Below are 16,571 nucleotides of genomic sequence, written 5' to 3'. Positions count from 1 at the left end.
CCTCAAAGCGGAGGATAAGGCCAGCAAATTTAAGACCCAGCTACTCTGTACATCGAGTATGCGGGTCTGGTATCGTTATGCTCTTCTTGTCTTAATCATACTTTCAAGAAGGGTGCAACAAAAAACATTAGGCATAAATTGACACCTGATGAGTGGACGCAAAAAGTCGGCAAGGACTCATTCCTTTTCGTCCGAAAGCCACATTTCCATGCTCGTTGAATGCAGAAGAAGCGCCGCAGAGCGTTTTATGGCGGGTGGTGTCACTCACACTTTAAGAGCTCTCAAACCGAAATATTGATGTACGGATATAACCATCATGTTTATTTCAGATGAAACTTGTCTTGTAGGCTTCCTTGGCTTTCCAGGGCCTGGCCGCACGGCTTGGCGGATGGTCGAGCGAGACTCGGAAGATTTTTGGTATCACGTTCGCTTTCGCATTTGTGATGGGTCAGGGGTTCGGTTCAAAAAAATGATGCCAACAGACCCCTCTATGTTGGCCCACCTAATCTCACAGCGGAGCCGAGAGCACACGATTGAGGTGGTTCAGGTTGTGACTCCCCCCTGCATGAATGGGAGTTCTTTAGAGCGTATGGAAAAGTTGATCAGTGTGATCGTCGGCTATGACAGAAACGGTGAGTGCGTGCTGCTCCATAAAGTCGATAGCGGAGCAATCTACAGCAGCTCGCCCAGCATCACCGACGCAGGCTTGCTCAGCAATACTCGAATGATCTACGACGCCTTGACTGCCGCCGGGAAGCATTTCCATTGCACCGACTGTCAGACCCCGAATCGCTCTGCCACTACAACAGCGGCAGGTTAATCCATGAAGATCCAAGTCTACTCAGATCTGCACCTCGAGTTCGCTAGGTTCGATCCCACCCCATGCGACGCGGATGTAGTGATTCTCGCCGGCGACATTAATATCAAAACGCGCGGAGTCTCATGGGCGAATGACACATTCCAGTGCCCTGTGATCTATGTGTGTGGCAATCACGAATATTACGGCGGGCACATAGGTCACACATTGCGAAAGATGAAAGAAGCTGCATTGCCCCATGTGCATGTACTCGAAAACGAGATGCTCATTCTCGATGGCACACGCTTTTTGGTCACAACTGCCTGGACGGATTATTCGGCTACGGGTGATGTGGTTGCGGCAAAGCGAGTTGCATGGGATTCGATGAACGATTTTTTGGTGATTCGAGCCGACTTGGATTACAGGCGCTTGCGTCCAGACGACCTAGTCGCTAAGTCAATGAGAGCTCACCTATGGCTAACCCACGAGCTTAATAGACCTTTCGACGGCAAAACAGTGGTGGTCACACACCATGCACCAGTGTTGGATCACCTGGGTGACGATCACCCTGGACATCTGGCTGCAGCGTATGCGAACGATTGGTCAGAGTTACTTAGCAAGTCCGATCTTTGGATACATGGGCACACGCATTTTGCAGCAGACTTCCTCAAGAATGGGTGCCGAGTGATTTCCAATCCGCGCGGTTACCCGGGTCAAAGCACAGGCTTCGATCCTGAGTGCTTGGTGGTGGTTTGAGGGTAAATAGATCTCGTCGGCGTCCTCCATTGGGCTCGGAGTTGATAGATCAAAACTAGCGGGTGTGAGCTCGTTCGAACGGTTCGTTTTTAGTGCAAGTCTGGGATTTTTGAATGGTCAATTTGAATGAAATCTCGCAGTTATTATACGGAGCTGGAGATGAATCGCCTGGCTGGCAGGACTCTGAAGAAGAACTGATCTATTTGGCTGCAAAGACATTCCCAGGCAAAGCATTCTGTGTGGTGAAACAGTGGATCTTGATCGACCTCACCGTGACGCCGGTTGAAAGGGAAAAGCTTACGAGCCTCGGTCTACTTCCCGCGACGCTTTTCGCTCACGAAGTCGTGCTGGACAGTAAAGGTCGTTTTCAATCTGGCATGTGGGTACGCAGTAACTTCGGCAAATCCTTCACTGAAGGCTGCATGTTTGAAACCAAGAGTACAGTCTACCTCCTTTGTGGGGTGGGCCTTAGAAAAGAGGCCAGTATAGGTGCCGCTTTCTCTATGAAAGCCGGTTAAGTAATGACTGCCGCAAATACAGTTGAGTCATTTTGGAGCTTTGGCCGGATGCCAGAAATCATCGAAGTCGAATTTCATAGTAAGTATCTCAGTGACTTTCAACTGAGTCGTCTTGTACAGGCGAGTCTTCGAAAATACACCGTGGCCATTACGGCATATATCAGCGAAGCGGTGATCATTGAAGACAGGTGCCTTGGCGTGTTCTTCGATCACCTTCAGGAAGACGAGGCGTATCGAACAGCCAATGGAGGAATTATTTGCACGACAAAAATTCAAAGGATATGGAAAGAAGGGCGTTTCTGGATTTTGGAAGCTGGGGAGGGAAACTACCTCGTTGGTAGCTTCAAGCGCGGCGGTGGGCGACGTAGTTTCCTTGAGTTGCTTCAATCATATGAACGTCTCAAATCAGAAGATTGAATACTTGATCTCTGGCGTAGTGGCGGTTTGAGTGCATGGCCGTTGATGAGCGCTGGATGGCTATTACGGTTTTGATCTGCAGCGCTCAGAGTTAGACGTGCGGAGCGCTTCAAATTGCAGCTGTCCGGTGAAACTCATTAACCGAACTCGTTCAGCAGTTTCTGCTAAAACTCACGCCTCCGTTGGACAATGCTCAAAATTAGGTAGTCACGGTCGGAGTCTCTCGTCGACGGCTGACTAACGGTCGTTCCTTGTCACCATCACGTCATAAATCAACCCCAAGCTAAATCAAATGGGCCAGGATTTTCCTGACCTAGAGGAGGCTTGCTTGCCCTCTCCACGTACGCGGACAACAACAGAAAACTCCTCCGATAGCCTGGTACCGGCTGCGGAATACGTTCGCATGTCCACAGATCATCAACGCTACTCCACCGAAAACCAGTCGGCGACCATCCATGCTTATGCCATGAGTCATGGCATGGAAATCGTTACCACCTATCGTGATGAAGGGAAAAGCGGCCTGGATATAGGCGGTCGCGATGCATTGCGCACACTGCTTGATGATGTACAGGCCGGGAAGACTCAATTCCAAGTCATTCTGGTCTATGACGTCAGTCGTTGGGGACGTTTTCAAAACACAGATGAGAGTGCTCATTACGAGTACCTTTGTACCAGTTCCGGCATCAATGTGGTGTATTGCGCGGAGCCCTTCGAAAACGACGGTTCGCCACTGGCAACTATATATAAAGGCATCAAGAGATCCATGGCCGGCGAGTACAGCCGTGAGTTGTCCCAAAAAGTTTTCGCAGGCCAATGCCGTCTAGTCGAGAAGGGTTTTCACCAAGGAGGGCCTGCTGGGTATGGACTGCGTCGTGCTCTGATCGATGAGAGAAACGAGTTCAAAGCAGAGCTATCGCGGGGTCAACAGAAGAGCATCCAGACTGATAGAGTCATATTAATTCCCGGCCCGAAAACCGAAATTGAGATCATTCAACGCATCTACTATCAATTCGTACATGAGCAGATGAGCGAATGTGAGATTGCCAATGCGCTGAACGCTGAAGGTGTACTTACCGATTTTGAGCGCCCTTGGAATCGAGGTAGCGTGCATCAGGTGCTGACTAACGAGAAATACATCGGCAACAACGTCTATAACAAGACATCCTCGAAATTACGTAAACGCATCACTCGTAACGAACCAGACAAGTGGATTCGCTGCGATGGGGCGTTTCAGGGCATTGTCTCACTGGGCGTATTTGCTGATGTACGTGAAATCATCTTGCAGCGCTCACAGCGCCTAGACGACGCACAGCTCCTAGAGATGCTTCGCACCCTGTTAAAGCGCGCAGGCACTCTCTCTGGGATGCTCATCGACGAGCAGGACAACATGCCTTCCAGCACGACCTATGTAAGCCGCTTCGGCGGGCTTTTGCGTGCCTATACTCTCATCGGCTACACACCAGACCGAGACTATCGATACCTTGAAATTAATCGGTCACTTAGACAATTGCATCCCCAGGTTCTTGAAGACGTAGTGAAGCATTTCGAGCGCGTTGGAGCGGGAGTCGAACTGAACAATCAAAATGACCTACTGACCGTTAACGATGAATGGACAGCATCCGTAGTCATTGCCCGTTGCCAGGCTACACCTGCTGGAACTCTTCGCTGGAAACTTAGATTCGACAATAGCCTAACGCCCGACATCACTATCGCTGTGCGTATGGAAGAAGCGAATCTTCAAGTGAGGGACTATTACCTTGTTCCCTGCATAGACATGGGGACATGGCCACAAAAAATGACCGAAGAAAACAGCCCCTTGATAGACAGCTACTGTTTCGCAACGCTGGACGTACTTGATGGGCTGGCAGCGCGTTGCTCCCTAAAGGAGGCTTTTCAATGACAGTACCATCTGCATCACGTGATCGCGTCACGCTCATTCCTATCGCGCAAATCCACATCCTGAACCCTCGCTCGAGAAACAAGAAAATTCATCGTGAGCTTATCGAGAATATCAAGACGGTAGGCCTTAAACGTCCAATTACCGTCAGTCGAAGGACTGTGCTGCAAGGACTGCTCACTTACGACCTCGTTTGCGGACAAGGTCGCCTTGAAGCGTTCCTTTCGTTAGAAGCTACAGAGATTCCGGCGTTTGTCATCGATGCGGTAGAGGAAGATTGTCTGGTCATGAGCCTGGTAGAGAACGTTGCTCGAAGACAGCATCGTCCTATAGACCTGATGAACGAAGTTGGGCGCCTAAAGGAGCGTGGTAAAACAGACACGGAAATCGCACAAATAATTGGCACCACGTCCTCATGGGTAAACATGATTACGGGGCTGCTGGAGCGCGGCGAAGAAAAGCTCCTATCTGCAGTTGAAACGGGCTTGATTCCTCTAAGCATGGCCACGGATATCGCCCGCAGTTCGGAGAGTGAAATACAAAACGTACTCACTGACGCTTACGAACGAGGAATAAGGGGGAAGAAAATTACAAAACTGAGACATCTTCTAGAGTTACGGGCCAAAAAGGGCAAGCTTGTCCGTGGAAACCCGTTAGGAGGTAGCCAAAGTAAGAAGAAACGAATGACTCCTGTAGACCTGAGACGTCTTTTTGAACGAGAGGCCGAACGCCAGCGTCTGATGGTGAAAAAAGCAGCCTTCACTCATGATCGAGTGGTGTTCGCCACGCAAGCTATCAAAGAACTGTTGTCCATCAGGGATTTCGCACAACTGCTCTCTACCGCGTGCCTGGACTCATTGCCGAAACTTATACAAGCTCGACTAAAGCAATAAGGGGACGTCGATGTCAAATCAGCCACCCGAGCCTACCAGCCATCATCCAGCTACTGTGCCTAAAAGTGCTTTTTTGAGTGAATGCGTTCGAATAAGAGTGGCCAATATTCTTCCTCTTAAAGTCTCACGGCCATCAGTAAAAGAAAGTCTGAAATATCAACAAATACTTGCTTCGATCCAGGATGTGGGTTTGGTAGAACCGCCTGCTGTTACGCCTGTCCCCGGGCGCGACGGGCATTACTTTTTGCTGGATGGCCATCTGCGGGTTGAGGCGTTGAAAGATCTGGGAGAATTAGACGTAGATTGCTTAGTGGCGACTGACGATGACACGTACTCCTACAACAAGCGTACCAATAGGCTTTCTGCTGTCCAGAGTAACAAAATGATTGTTCGAGCTATGGAAAGTGGTGTCTCGGCGGAACGTCTAGGTAAAGCCCTTGGATTATCACCGCAGACGATTAAACAAAAATTTCGTCTGCTCAATGGCGTCTGCGAGGAGGCTATTGCCCTTTTGCGCGATACAAGTTGCCCAGCCAATGTATTCAACCTTTTAAGACAAATGAAACCCCTGAGACAGATCGAAGTTGCTGAATTGATGGCAGGAAACAAAAATTTCTCAGTCATGCTCGCCAAGGCACTTTTGGCCGCCACACCGTCCGATCAACTCGCTATTCAAAGAAAAATCCAACCAGAGCAACAAGTCTCTGCTGAATCAATCGCTCGGTTGGAACGTGAACTTGCCGCCTTGCAGATGCAGATCAAAATAGTGGAAGACGATTATGGCCCAGACGTACTGCATCTAACTGTCATCAAAGGTTACCTAACCAAGCTTCTTGCCAACGCTACCGTTGTCCGATGGCTGGCCAAGCATCAACCTGAGTACCTTAAAGAGTTCCAATCCATCGCGGAGCTGACGGAGCTGCCGTGGGGAACCGAGGAATCAGATGAAGAAGTTCAGACTTGACCTGACAGTGACCCGATTTGCGGTCGTGACTGTAAGGTCAAATTTAGTTGATCATCTCGGCTTGCCAGATTTTCTTTCCATATTTAAATGTCTAAGCAGGCACTAGGCCACAATATTTTTTTCCGCGATGAGTCCGCGCATCATTTTTATTGGGTCAGAGTCTGGCCAAATCAGCTACCTATGGACACGAAGCTTCGGTGAAATGCATCATCCCGCTCGACTGAAAGGCGAGGTCATTAAATCCAAGTTGCCAAGTTCGCCGACCACCTGCCTCTCTATCGACAGGAAAAGATCTTCGGCCGTGCCGGCCTGGCCATCCCGTGTTCGACACTGGCGCAGTGCGAGGAGCAATCCGGCGTGCAACTTCAGCCGCTGACAGATGCGCTACGCGAAGCGGTGCTGGGCCAGCGCGTAGTCCATGTCGATGAAACGCCAGTACAAATGCTGTCGCTAGGATAGAAGAAAACCCACCGTGCTTACGTCTGGGCTTATAGCAGCACGCCGTTCTCGGTATTCAAGGCCGTGGTCTACGACTTCAGCCCTGGCCGTGCAGGCGATTATGCGCATAACTTCCTGGGCGCCTAAAACGCCAAGCTGGCCTGTGACGACTTTGCTGGCTATTAGGCCAGCTTCGAGCTGGGCATCACCGAAATTGGCTACATGGCCCATGCGCGCAGCAAGTTCTTCGATCTGCATGTAGCCAATAGAACCAATTGGTGGAGCCGGCACTCCATTCGATTGGCGGGCTATACGAAGTCGAGCTACACGCCAAAGAAATGAGCGGCGAAGACCGTTGGCGATTACGCCAGGAAACGGCTGTGCCCATTGCGGAGCAACTGTATGTATAGATACTGGCCCAGCGCGAGCTAGTGCCCGAGGGCTTGGCTACGGCAAAGGCCTTGGATCACAGCCTTAAACGCTGGGTAGCGCCGACGCGCTACCTGGAAGATGGTGCCGTACCCATCGACAATAACCAGATCGAGAACTTGATCCGGCCATGGGCGCTTGGACGGTCGAACTGGCTGTTTTCTGGGTCGCTATGCAGCGGGCAGCGGCGATCATGAGTCTGATCCAGTCGGCTCGCATCAATGGGCATTATCCGTATGCTTATCTCAAGGATGTGCTGCAGCGGCTTCCAACGCAGCGAGCCAGCGAGTTCAATCAACTGCTGCCACATCAGTGGGTGCCTGCCTCATCTGGGCAAGTGGTGTTCGCTGGCCGCTTATACTTGGTCGTCTAAGCGCATAATATCTACGACTATCCAAAGCTGGCTTTTGTAGTTTGACCGCTATCTCAATCACATCACCAAGACCAACACATGCCTGCGATTATCCGCCTTGCTTTACCTGAAGATGCACAACTGCTGCCCGCCATTGAAATCTCCGCTGCTCAAGCATTTCGCATGATTAATGAGTTGAGTTGGCTGGCTGATTCGCCTCCGATGTCCATCGAACGTCATAGCCAACTCATTGCGCTATCGACATGTTGGGTTGCACTTGATGCCGAAAATCAGCCACAAGGATTTCTCAGCAGCGAGCGGTACGGCAGTGATCTTCACATCTATGAATTATCAGTGATGCAATCGATGCAAGGAAAAGGTACAGGGCGGCGTCTGATTGAGGCTGCGAAGGGCTATGCGCGCTCAAGCAGACTTAGTTTTATAACGCTTACGACATTCACAAATGTGCCATGGAATGCACCATTTTACTCCCGCGTAGGCTTTCAGACTAAAGCAACCACAGATCTGGATCAGAGGCTGGCGGGGATATTGAGCGAGGAGTACAAGCATGGATTCGCTCCGGAAAGTCGGTGTGCCATGGCATGGCCAGTGACTTAATTACAAAACTGTCAGACCTCTACGCGTATAGGAAAGGAAGGTGTGTCAGCCGGACGCTTACGAAAATCCATCGATACTGTAAATAGTGGGCCGAGCACGGGCTCCAATGACAGGCCACGCTAACAATCGTTGTAAAGGATTAGGTTGTTGAAGATATTCCTAGATTGCGAATTTACCCAGCTAAATCAGGATATCGAAACTGATATCCCTAGCGCTGGCGTCGGAGTCAGGCGACGAATTCTATGTTGAACTGACGGATACTTATTCGGACGAGGAGCACAGTGATTTCTTCATCCAAAACGTTTTACCGCAGCTCGATCCTCTGCGATATGGTCAGTCGCTTATCGAAGCTCGAGCTTCGTTTCGAAAGTTTCTTGAGCGGCTCTCGGGTTTAGTTACTCGCTTTCATTTACTTCACCACTGCCTGTGCCAACTACACCTTCACTTTTTGGTTGCCCACGATCATCAAAGGATTGGGTGTTACGAGCGCCTCACATACTGGGATATATTCCGAAATTCCTTATGTGTTTTCCTCACTCGGGGTGCTCTTTGTGTCGGCGAGTTCTGACAAGTGCAAAGAGCGTCGATGGCATGTGGCTGTCCAGCACGTTCATAAGCCGTTTCACCTCCATCGCGTAGCGGTCAATCGCGTACTCAAGCTTTTCATCGGCGTAGTGGTAAAAGTGGCCAAAGCCGCCCCCCAGATAGGGAGTCCTTCCCACCTGCCAGAACAGCCAGGACATGCAAGAGGAGCGAGTCGATCCAGCAGGCAGAAACCGGTCGAATCTTTCCCCCAGATAGACAAGGATCGCCCCGGATTCAAAGATGGGTAATGAATTGCCGACGCCAACGTCGACAATTGCCGGGATCTTCTAATTTGGGTTGATTTCACAGAACCCCGTGGAAAACTGGTCACCCTTGGAAATGTCGATCAAGTGGGCATCGTATTCTGCCCCTTCGCGCTGCAGCTGCTTCAGCTCATCGAGCATGATCGAGACCTTGATACCGTTAGGGGTGTGCATTGAGTAGAGCTGGATGGGGTGCGTACCCCAAGGCAGTGAGCTCTGGAACGTCGGGCCGGAAGAGGGGCGGTTGACCATCGCGAATCTACTCCCACCTTCCGCGGGCATTTCCCAGATCTTGGGCGGAAGATAGTGAGACATTTGTCATTTCCTAGTCGGCGTTCTGAAAATTCATGTTGGCCGATGACACCAGCAACATTAAGCCCGCATTCGGATAAGGCGGTATAACGACTCGCGTTGTTCGGGCTGAGGAAGCGTCAAGACCCGCAAAGCTCCGTGCCGATCGTTCGTGACACTTGAGCAGGTAACGATTAGCGTTACACCGACACCTTGCAGATCGGTATTCTAATAAGCATTCCCTTGGACTAATGTCGACGTTTTCACGACCATAGGGTTGCCATGATGAGCGATACAACGAGCAAGGGCGCGAAGGTCGCAGTGAAGGTTTGGATCGATTTTGTTTGCCCCTACTGCCTATTGGGCGAATCGATCGTCGACCAGGCAACGGAAGGACTCGATGTGGACATCGAGTGGATGCCTTTTGAGTTGAGGCCGTATCCGACGCCCACGTTGCGCCCTGAAGATGACTACTTGCCGCGCGCCTGGGAGTCGGGCGTCTACCCGACAGCTGCACGCATGGGAATACCAATAAAACTTCCGACAGTGTCACCTCAGCCTTACACCCGTGACGCATTCTTGGGGCTTCAGTACGCGGCGGAGCAGGGCAAGGGCATTGAATATGCCGATGCAGTACTAAAGGCGTTTTTTCAGCAGGATCGCGATATTGGCAATCTGGATGTGCTCCGAGACATTGCCAACAACCTCTCGCTTGATCTAAAAGGGTTCGAGGCGGCTCTGATTTCCAAAACGCGGCAAGAGCGCCATGAAGCAGCTTTGGAATATGCTCATAAAGTCGGTATCCGCGCCGTTCCGAGCATTGCAGTCGGTACGAAAATGTATTCGGGGACGCCTGAAAGCTCGACTCTGCGAGCTGAAATACTCGCACAATCACGCTGACGGAATTGCTAATTACTTAAGCCGTGATGAGATGGCCGCAGCATTTTTGAGACCGCTATTCCTGTTCCATGGCTGCCCTCAGATGCTCAATGAACAACGTCACCCGGGGAGGCAGGTTTTTGTTGGTGGGCAGAAGGGCCCAAACACTGAGGTCTTGCGGGGTGACGTTGTCGAGCACCACCTCAACGAGCGCTCCAGAATTGAACTCGCGTTTGACGTCCATCAGCGTGAGTTGCGCGAGGCCTAAACCCTCCATACACAGCTCGCGAACTGAGTCGACGTTGTTACAGCTAACTCGGCCTTCGATGCTGACCACGGTAGGTTGTCCATCGGCGATGAACGTCCACTGTGGAACATTCAGAAGTCTGATGCAGTTATGACGATGCAGATCCTCCAGGCTGCTCGGCACGCCATGCTGGGTAAGATACTCGGGAGATGCGCAGACGACGCGGGCATTATTCACGATTCGCTTGGCGATCAGCGTTGAGTCCCTTAACGGCGCCACACGGATTGCGACGTCAATCCCTCTGCCTACAATGTCCAGGACATCATCGTGTAGCTGTAGCTCCACCCTCAGTTCGGGGTTCTGCTCGAGCAGCGGCTTAATCAGTGGCATCACATTGCGCCGTCCTATCCCTGATGGAGATGTGACTCGCAGCAGCCCGGATGCGCCCTTTGGGTTGGGTGAGAACAGAAACTTCGCGCTTTCCTCCGCTTCGACCATTGCTTTTGCATAGGGCAAAAAATCTTCACCTTCAGGTGTAAGCGAAGTTGAGCGTGTTGTCCGGTGAACTAGTCGGGTTCCAAGCTCCTCCTCAAGACTTGCCAACCGTCTCGATGCTGCCATGGCTGAAATTTCCAAGCGTTTGGCTGCTTGAGTCAAGCTCCCGGAAGAACTCACCATCAAGAATACATGTACGTCGTTTAAATTCATGATTCGTTGATCTCTACTGGAGGCACTGGCTCTAGAACGGTTGTCCAGAACCAGGACGCTTGGCCAAAATCAAAAAGACACGGCTAAACAGTTGGTGATTTGCTGCATGTCGCAGGCAACCGAGTTGTCTCGATCTTCTCTCTGGCCATACCGCTCAGCCCGTGCGACACCGTCATTCTACGACAAGATCGCAGCCTGATTATAACGTAAATCGTTATATCGACTTGTCGCTTTGGCGGGATTCTATTCACTGATTGTCACGCCTAACGTAGACCGATGACTTTTCATTTCCGTTGGCATCCTATTTCTATACCAAAGATATGAGTCGATTTTTCGCGTGTCTGAAGCATTGGAATATGGAATGGTCGGAATCAATACCGGGCTGATTTCTACAGAGGTGGCTCCGTTCGGGGGGCATCAAGTCTTCAGGGCTCGGTCGTGAAGGCTCGAAGCATGGTATCGAGGACTACCTCCAAATCAAATATCTGTGCCTGAGCATTTGATTCTATAACTAGCAAGCCTCCAGCACATCGAGCGGCCAAATGCTGGAGTGGCGCTATCACTTTGGGCTACCGGGCAATGCGTCTCGGTACAGGAGCTCAAAATGGATCTGGGGCTTGCTGGGAAACAGGTGTTAGTGACTGGTGGGTCGAGGGGTATTGGTCTGGCTGCCGTTAAGATTTTTCTGGAGGAGGGTGCATCGGTGGTTATCGTGGGTCAGAACTCTGATAACGTTTCCGATGCAGTCGCCGACTGCTCCAAGCTCCACCCAGACAATGTAAGTGGAATCGTAGCTGATCTTGCTACCGCGCAAGGTCGCAAGCTAGTTGTGGATCTACTACCGAGGATCGATGTTCTTGTTAATAATGCCGGTGCGATTCCAGGCGGTGGGATGGACGCGGTTGATGACGACACTTGGCGCAAAGCATGGGAGCTGAAAGTTTTTGGCTAAGTTGAGCTTTGCCGTGAAGCGTTGGCCATCATGCGCTCAAATGAGCGGGGTGTGATTGTAAACGTGATCGGTATTGCCGGCGCAGCGCCACGTTTCGACTACATCTGCGGTTCAATGGCTAATGCAGGTTTGATTGCATTCACACAAACCGTCGGCGCTGATTCAACCAAAAAAGGCGTGAGAGTAGTGGGCGTAAATCCAGGGCCTACTGAAACCGAGCGCTTGGTCAAGCTTTACAGGGCTAGAGCCGAGCAGCGATTCGGTGACGAGAACAGATGGCCTGAAATACTTCAGCATTTACCCTTTGGTCGCCCGGCCAAGGCGCAAGAGATAGGGGATTTGATCGTATACCTGGCGTCCCGGCGCGCGTCTTACCTCAGCGGTGTTGTGGTGGACGCCGATGGTGGTGGCCGTTTCTCGGGATAGGTTCGGGCGACGGTATTGAGTTCACCCCAACAATGCGCTGCCGAGGGCGGCGCACTGTTGGGGGCGGTTACTACAGGCGGGCTGGGCAGGTAGAGATCAGCTCAGTCCTGTCGGCATGGACGAGTACGTTGTGCTCGAACTTCACATAGCCAGTGTCTTCGCGACCTGCCATGCATTCAATCGCGATAGCCATTCCGGCCTCAATTTTCGTCTCGTTGCCTGGAACAAGCCACGGTGACTCCCACCCGATACCGTACGAGTGGCCGTGCAGCGGATAGCCACAGTAGATTTCGCGCTTCTGAAGCTCGGCAAACACGACGTCATAGAGTGCTTGCGCAGAGATGCCTGGACGGCATGCTGCGACGCCGGCATCGATAGCTGCGATTGCTCCGTCATACACCTCGTTCTGAGCCGAGCTCCATTTACCACCCGTGACGACTGTACGGGAAAAATCCCAGCAGTAACCCTCGACTGCAGCGCCATACATGTCACAGTGAAAAATGTCCCCTGAGTCAAGAGGGCGAGTTGTCCACTGTGGCGCCATCCCGTCGGAATACAGTGCCGAATGGCGACCGGACGAACAGGCGGCGTCGATCATGGCACTGCCGCGGCGTATAGCCACGTTGTAAGCCTCGGCTACTGCATCGGCTTCAGAAGTCCCAGGAGTGGATGCACTCTTCATCATGGCTTCCATCGAGGCATTTCCGATGACGGCGGCTTCGCGAAGCAGCTCGAATTCAAACTCCGACTTGTGAGTTCTCAATGCTTCAATCACGTAATCAAGCTCGATGAAGTCGACTCCTTTTGCGGAGTTAAGCAAGCGCTTGTAGACGGAAGCTACTAGCCACGGCCCAGCTACCAATCCAACCCTGGAGTTGCCAAGACCCATCTCACGCAGCGTTGCTGCGACTTTATCCGGAACGAAGCCATCGGCTGAGCGGACGTCTTGAACACTGACGATGTCTCGGCGGATCGCGGGTGACTCCGTGATCAGGATCGGCTCGCCATTAACTGGGATGATTACCGCACCATGAGACAGTCCAGCCCAAAGGCCAGGAAGATCCGGGGCGTAAGGGAATACGGGGCAGTAGTTGGCGAGGTAGATAAGGTCGTTGGCAGTGTCCACTGTCCCCCCACCTTTCCCCCAAACCACGAGAGCCTCAACACCGCATGCCTTAGCCGATGCCTGGGCACGTTTCCATCGGTTTTCGTATTCTGATCTTGGTGTGCGATTGGTAAGCAAGGTTGTTTCCTCATGCGAGATGAATGGATGCAACCAGCTTAAGGGGGCGTACTGTTGACGATAAGTGGTGAAGATGTGTATAGGTTATGAACCTACGGTTCATAGTGAAATGACGATGATTACGACTGCACCTTCTTTGCTCCCAGCACTATCCGTGTTTGTCATGGTCGCCCGTACATTGAGTTTCACGAGGGCCGGAGCTGAGCTCAGTGTCAGTGCGACTGCCGTCTCCAAAACCATCAAGCAACTGGAGGCGACCCTTGGCGCGCGACTCTTAAATCGGACAACTCGGAGCGTTTCGCTAACCGATGCAGGAGCTCAATTGCTTGCGGTGTTGGGCCCCGCTTTAGAATCCGTAGAAGGCGCCATCGAGCTCGTACGCTCTTCATACGATCAGCCCAGTGGGGAGCTTCGTATCAACACATCTCATGTCGCATTCGTGACCATGGTGGAGCCTTACCTCGCCGAATTCCTTGCCCTTTATCCAGATATAAATGTCGAGATATCAGTCGACAATGAGCTCACCGACATAGTTGGCAATGGGCTTGATTTGGGCATCAGATTGGGCCACACGGTGCAACGGGATATGGTGGGCATACCATTAGGAGTACCGCAGCATCGCGTCGTTGTGGCCTCCCCGGATTACTTGCTTAAGTGCGGCGTGCCACAAACGCCTCAAGAGCTCGTCAGTCATCGATGCATCAGGCAGCGGTTGCACTCGCGCGGGCAGTTTTACGAATGGGTGTTTCGAATGGGGGGGCGTAACGTCCAGATCAACGTTGCTGGCAACTTGATCTTTGATGAGATGAGAGCCGTGGTTTCAGCGGCCTGTAACGGCGTAGGTGTCGCGTACGTATTCAAACAGTTCGCACAGGCTCAAATTGGTAAGGGAGCTTTACAGGTGATACTGGAGAGCTACAGCCCTCCCGGCGAGCCTTTCTTCCTTTACTACCCACACAGGACTCAAATGCCAGCAAAGCTTCGGGTATTTGTGGACTTTATCAAGAGCAAATACAGGTAGCACACCCGGTGCGCCCTTGTTACTGACTACGCGTTGATACGCACGCTTGAGGTTGGTCGGTGCAAGCACCCGCTCCATCAGCGTGTCTGGCTCTGCGTTCGTCCACGTCGCAGACGCCGCCGATGTTCGCGCCCTGTCTGCCGTCATCTTCGGATAACGTCCGGGACTTGGAGAAAAAGTTTTCTCTTGGAGAATATTCTGCGTTTCAATATACGACGAGACTCTGACACCTACTGGCGGCATAACCTGTTCAGCCCTTGGTGACGCTGTTGGCCAGCACAGCCAAACTGGTTGCGCTTGCGCGCAACGGCCATGCCTGGCGCACCATAAAAAAGCCCCGCAGTTGCGGGGCTCGACGCAAATACCTACGTCAAATAGATCTCTTAAGCCAGTTCGCTGTCTTTGATGTTGGCAATTGGGCTGAGAATCGATGGATCGAAATCCCGCAGGTCTTCGCCATTTTTGGCACGAGTTGGCAGATCAGGGTTTGCGAGCGCGCCTCTGCCATAGGCAATAACATCGGCACCTTCCTCAAGCAGCTGTTCTGAGCGGCTCAGGTCGTGGAGTGAACCGTTCGTGATCACTGTCACTCCAGGAGCGTGCAGCCTTGCAAGCGTGGCAAGACTTTTCTCTGTATTGGAGAACGCTGGCTGCCACGCTTCAAATTCAGTGACGTGGATGTAGTCCACACCGAGGTTGGCAAGAGCCTCGAACACCACGTTGGCGCCTTGCTCTCCCTCCGACCATTTGTGGAAGAAATCATTAACTTTGCCTTGGGAAATTCGCACGCCCAAAGCAGAGCCTGGTTTGATCGTTTTCTTAACCGCTTTCACGGTTTCGAGAATCAGCTGTACTCGGTTAGAGACGTCACCACCCCAACGATCGGATCGGCTGTTGCCGTAATCGGTGAAGAACTGGTCGAGCAGATAGCCATTTGCGCCGTGAATTTCTACCGCATCAAAACCAGAGATATGGGTAGCAAGATGCGCTGCGCGTGCAAAGCCTTCGATCGCATCGGCAATGTCTGTTTCCGAAGCCTCTTTAGGGATAGGGAACTTCCCTTTGCCGTAGTAGGAAGTCATTTGCTCACCACGGGGCTGGACAGCGGAAGGGCCAATACTGCCTTTTACGAATCGATTGCCCTGTACCAACGGCCCCGCGTGCATGAGTTGGGCTACGATCTTGGCTCCGGCCTTGTGGGTCTGTTCTACGATGGTTTTCCAGGACTCAGCTTGAGTCTCATCACTCATCCCCGGTTGGAACAAGTTACCTTGCGCATACTTTTGATCCGTGTAGAGCCCTTCGGTGATCAGCAGTCCAAATCCACCCTTGGAAAACCGATCGTAGTACTTCGCCATGAGCTCCGTTGCACTGCCTTCTTCAGTGGCACTGACACGAGTCATTGGCGCCACCGCAAAACGGTTCTTGAGCTGAAGTGGCCCAGCATTGTGAGGTGCGAAAAGCGGATCTTTAGCGGTCATAAATTTCTCCGAAGGGCTGTTGCCCATGTAGTGATTCATGGCACCAAGATACGTTGCTCGGATGTGGCTTAGAATTGAGGCATTCAGATAAGGCAGCGTAACGATTAGCGTTAGATAACCAATAGGGGACTGATCACGCCCAGTGGTTGGCGGAAGCAGGAATGATGAGGAGCAAAAGGATACGGATGACAGATCCCATTTGCCGCAGCATGTTGAGCAGGACGAATCTCAACTCACTTCAGGGGGCAATGTTGGGGTAGGGAGCGTTCCTGCGGATCAAAGAGACGCTAGGAGTATCTCAAGGGATTCGTGCTCCCACGTGGACAGCAACTCGCATGGATCTGTGCCTTGCTGTCTTGACGCATCAAGTCGGTACTCACGCCCATCGGGGCAGTAG

15 protein-coding genes and 4 pseudogenes are annotated in these 16,571 nt (G+C 52.0%); 13 read left to right on the top strand and 6 right to left on the bottom strand.

What is annotated here, in order from left to right; all coding sequences use genetic code 11:
- The first annotated feature begins 589 nt into the window (after window positions 1-589).
- From N7D90_RS12170 to N7D90_RS12130, 9 genes and pseudogenes are all read left to right on the top strand, one after another.
- A complete protein-coding gene (locus N7D90_RS12170) occupies window positions 590-820 on the top strand; it encodes a hypothetical protein (protein WP_261738251.1) in 231 nt (76 codons plus the stop codon).
- A gap of 3 nt (window positions 821-823) precedes the next feature.
- Entirely contained in the window at window positions 824-1,552 is a 729-nt protein-coding gene (locus tag N7D90_RS12165) for a metallophosphoesterase family protein (RefSeq protein ID WP_261738250.1), read from the top strand.
- 113 nt (window positions 1,553-1,665) lie between these two features.
- Entirely contained in the window at window positions 1,666-2,070 is a 405-nt protein-coding gene (locus tag N7D90_RS12160) for a DUF6957 family protein (protein ID WP_261738249.1), read from the top strand.
- A 3-nt stretch (window positions 2,071-2,073) separates the two neighbouring features.
- Window positions 2,074-2,487, top strand: a complete 414-nt coding sequence (locus N7D90_RS12155) for a hypothetical protein (RefSeq protein WP_261738248.1) — start codon at window positions 2,074-2,076, stop codon at window positions 2,485-2,487.
- 403 nt (window positions 2,488-2,890) lie between these two features.
- Complete coding sequence (locus tag N7D90_RS12150) at window positions 2,891-4,387, top strand: recombinase family protein (protein WP_261738247.1); 1,497 nt, start codon at window positions 2,891-2,893, stop codon at window positions 4,385-4,387.
- Window positions 4,384-5,277 (top strand): plasmid partitioning protein RepB C-terminal domain-containing protein, encoded by an 894-nt coding sequence (locus tag N7D90_RS12145; RefSeq protein ID WP_261738246.1) that lies wholly within the window; start codon window positions 4,384-4,386, stop codon window positions 5,275-5,277. Before N7D90_RS12150 ends, N7D90_RS12145 begins: the two co-directional genes overlap by 4 nt.
- A gap of 10 nt (window positions 5,278-5,287) precedes the next feature.
- Window positions 5,288-6,241, top strand: coding sequence for a plasmid partitioning protein RepB C-terminal domain-containing protein (locus N7D90_RS12140; RefSeq protein ID WP_261738245.1), 954 nt, complete (start codon window positions 5,288-5,290; stop codon window positions 6,239-6,241).
- Between the two features lie 240 nt (window positions 6,242-6,481).
- A pseudogene (tnpC, locus tag N7D90_RS12135) lies at window positions 6,482-7,481 on the top strand (IS66 family transposase); the annotation flags it as partial.
- Window positions 7,482-7,559: 78 nt separating this feature from the next.
- Window positions 7,560-8,078 carry a GNAT family N-acetyltransferase gene (locus tag N7D90_RS12130; protein ID WP_261738244.1) on the top strand — a complete coding sequence of 173 codons (519 nt, stop codon included), beginning with the start codon at window positions 7,560-7,562 and terminating at the stop codon, window positions 8,076-8,078.
- A 533-nt stretch (window positions 8,079-8,611) separates the two neighbouring features.
- Here N7D90_RS12130 and N7D90_RS12125 read toward each other — a convergent pair.
- Together N7D90_RS12125 and N7D90_RS12120 are read right to left on the bottom strand one after the other, a co-directional pair.
- Window positions 8,612-8,821 carry a hypothetical protein gene (locus N7D90_RS12125; RefSeq protein ID WP_261738243.1) on the bottom strand — a complete coding sequence of 70 codons (210 nt, stop codon included), beginning with the start codon at window positions 8,819-8,821 and terminating at the stop codon, window positions 8,612-8,614.
- A gap of 129 nt (window positions 8,822-8,950) precedes the next feature.
- A complete protein-coding gene (locus N7D90_RS12120; RefSeq protein ID WP_261738242.1) occupies window positions 8,951-9,241 on the bottom strand; it encodes a hypothetical protein in 291 nt (96 codons plus the stop codon).
- Window positions 9,242-9,502: 261 nt separating this feature from the next.
- On the opposite strand from N7D90_RS12120, the gene N7D90_RS12115 reads away from it, so the two are divergent.
- A complete protein-coding gene (locus tag N7D90_RS12115) occupies window positions 9,503-10,117 on the top strand; it encodes a DsbA family protein (RefSeq protein ID WP_261738241.1) in 615 nt (204 codons plus the stop codon).
- Window positions 10,118-10,172: 55 nt separating this feature from the next.
- On the opposite strand, the gene N7D90_RS12110 is transcribed toward N7D90_RS12115, so the two are convergent.
- Window positions 10,173-11,051, bottom strand: a complete 879-nt coding sequence (locus tag N7D90_RS12110; protein ID WP_261738240.1) for a LysR family transcriptional regulator — start codon at window positions 11,049-11,051, stop codon at window positions 10,173-10,175.
- 284 nt (window positions 11,052-11,335) lie between these two features.
- Between N7D90_RS12110 and N7D90_RS12105 the strand changes: the two are divergent.
- Together N7D90_RS12105 and N7D90_RS12100 are read left to right on the top strand one after the other, a co-directional pair.
- Window positions 11,336-11,554 (top strand): annotated as a pseudogene (locus tag N7D90_RS12105) (aldehyde dehydrogenase family protein); the annotation flags it as partial.
- Between the two features lie 101 nt (window positions 11,555-11,655).
- A pseudogene (locus N7D90_RS12100) lies at window positions 11,656-12,429 on the top strand (short-chain dehydrogenase/reductase).
- Window positions 12,430-12,499: 70 nt separating this feature from the next.
- Here N7D90_RS12100 and N7D90_RS12095 read toward each other — a convergent pair.
- Window positions 12,500-13,555: a M24 family metallopeptidase gene (locus N7D90_RS12095; RefSeq protein ID WP_261738239.1), complete on the bottom strand. Its 1,056-nt coding sequence runs from the start codon at window positions 13,553-13,555 to the stop codon at window positions 12,500-12,502.
- A gap of 226 nt (window positions 13,556-13,781) precedes the next feature.
- Here N7D90_RS12095 and N7D90_RS12090 point away from each other — a divergent pair, with 226 nt between their 5' ends.
- A complete protein-coding gene (locus tag N7D90_RS12090) occupies window positions 13,782-14,693 on the top strand; it encodes a LysR family transcriptional regulator (RefSeq protein WP_261738238.1) in 912 nt (303 codons plus the stop codon).
- On the opposite strand, the pseudogene N7D90_RS24700 reads toward N7D90_RS12090, so the two are convergent.
- Both N7D90_RS24700 and N7D90_RS12080 read right to left on the bottom strand, forming a co-directional pair.
- A pseudogene (locus N7D90_RS24700) lies at window positions 14,693-14,840 on the bottom strand (group II intron reverse transcriptase/maturase); the annotation flags it as partial. The gene N7D90_RS12090 and the pseudogene N7D90_RS24700 sit on opposite strands and share 1 nt — an antisense overlap.
- A 236-nt stretch (window positions 14,841-15,076) precedes the next feature.
- Window positions 15,077-16,174: an NADH:flavin oxidoreductase gene (locus N7D90_RS12080; RefSeq protein WP_261738237.1), complete on the bottom strand. Its 1,098-nt coding sequence runs from the start codon at window positions 16,172-16,174 to the stop codon at window positions 15,077-15,079.
- Window positions 16,175-16,571: the final 397 nt, after the last annotated feature.

The organism is Pseudomonas fragi (assembly GCF_025426255.1).
Classification (GTDB): domain Bacteria; phylum Pseudomonadota; class Gammaproteobacteria; order Pseudomonadales; family Pseudomonadaceae; genus Aquipseudomonas; species Aquipseudomonas kulmbachensis.
The sequence above is the reverse complement of the archived record's forward strand: the minus strand, read 5'-3'. Positions and strand labels throughout refer to the sequence as shown.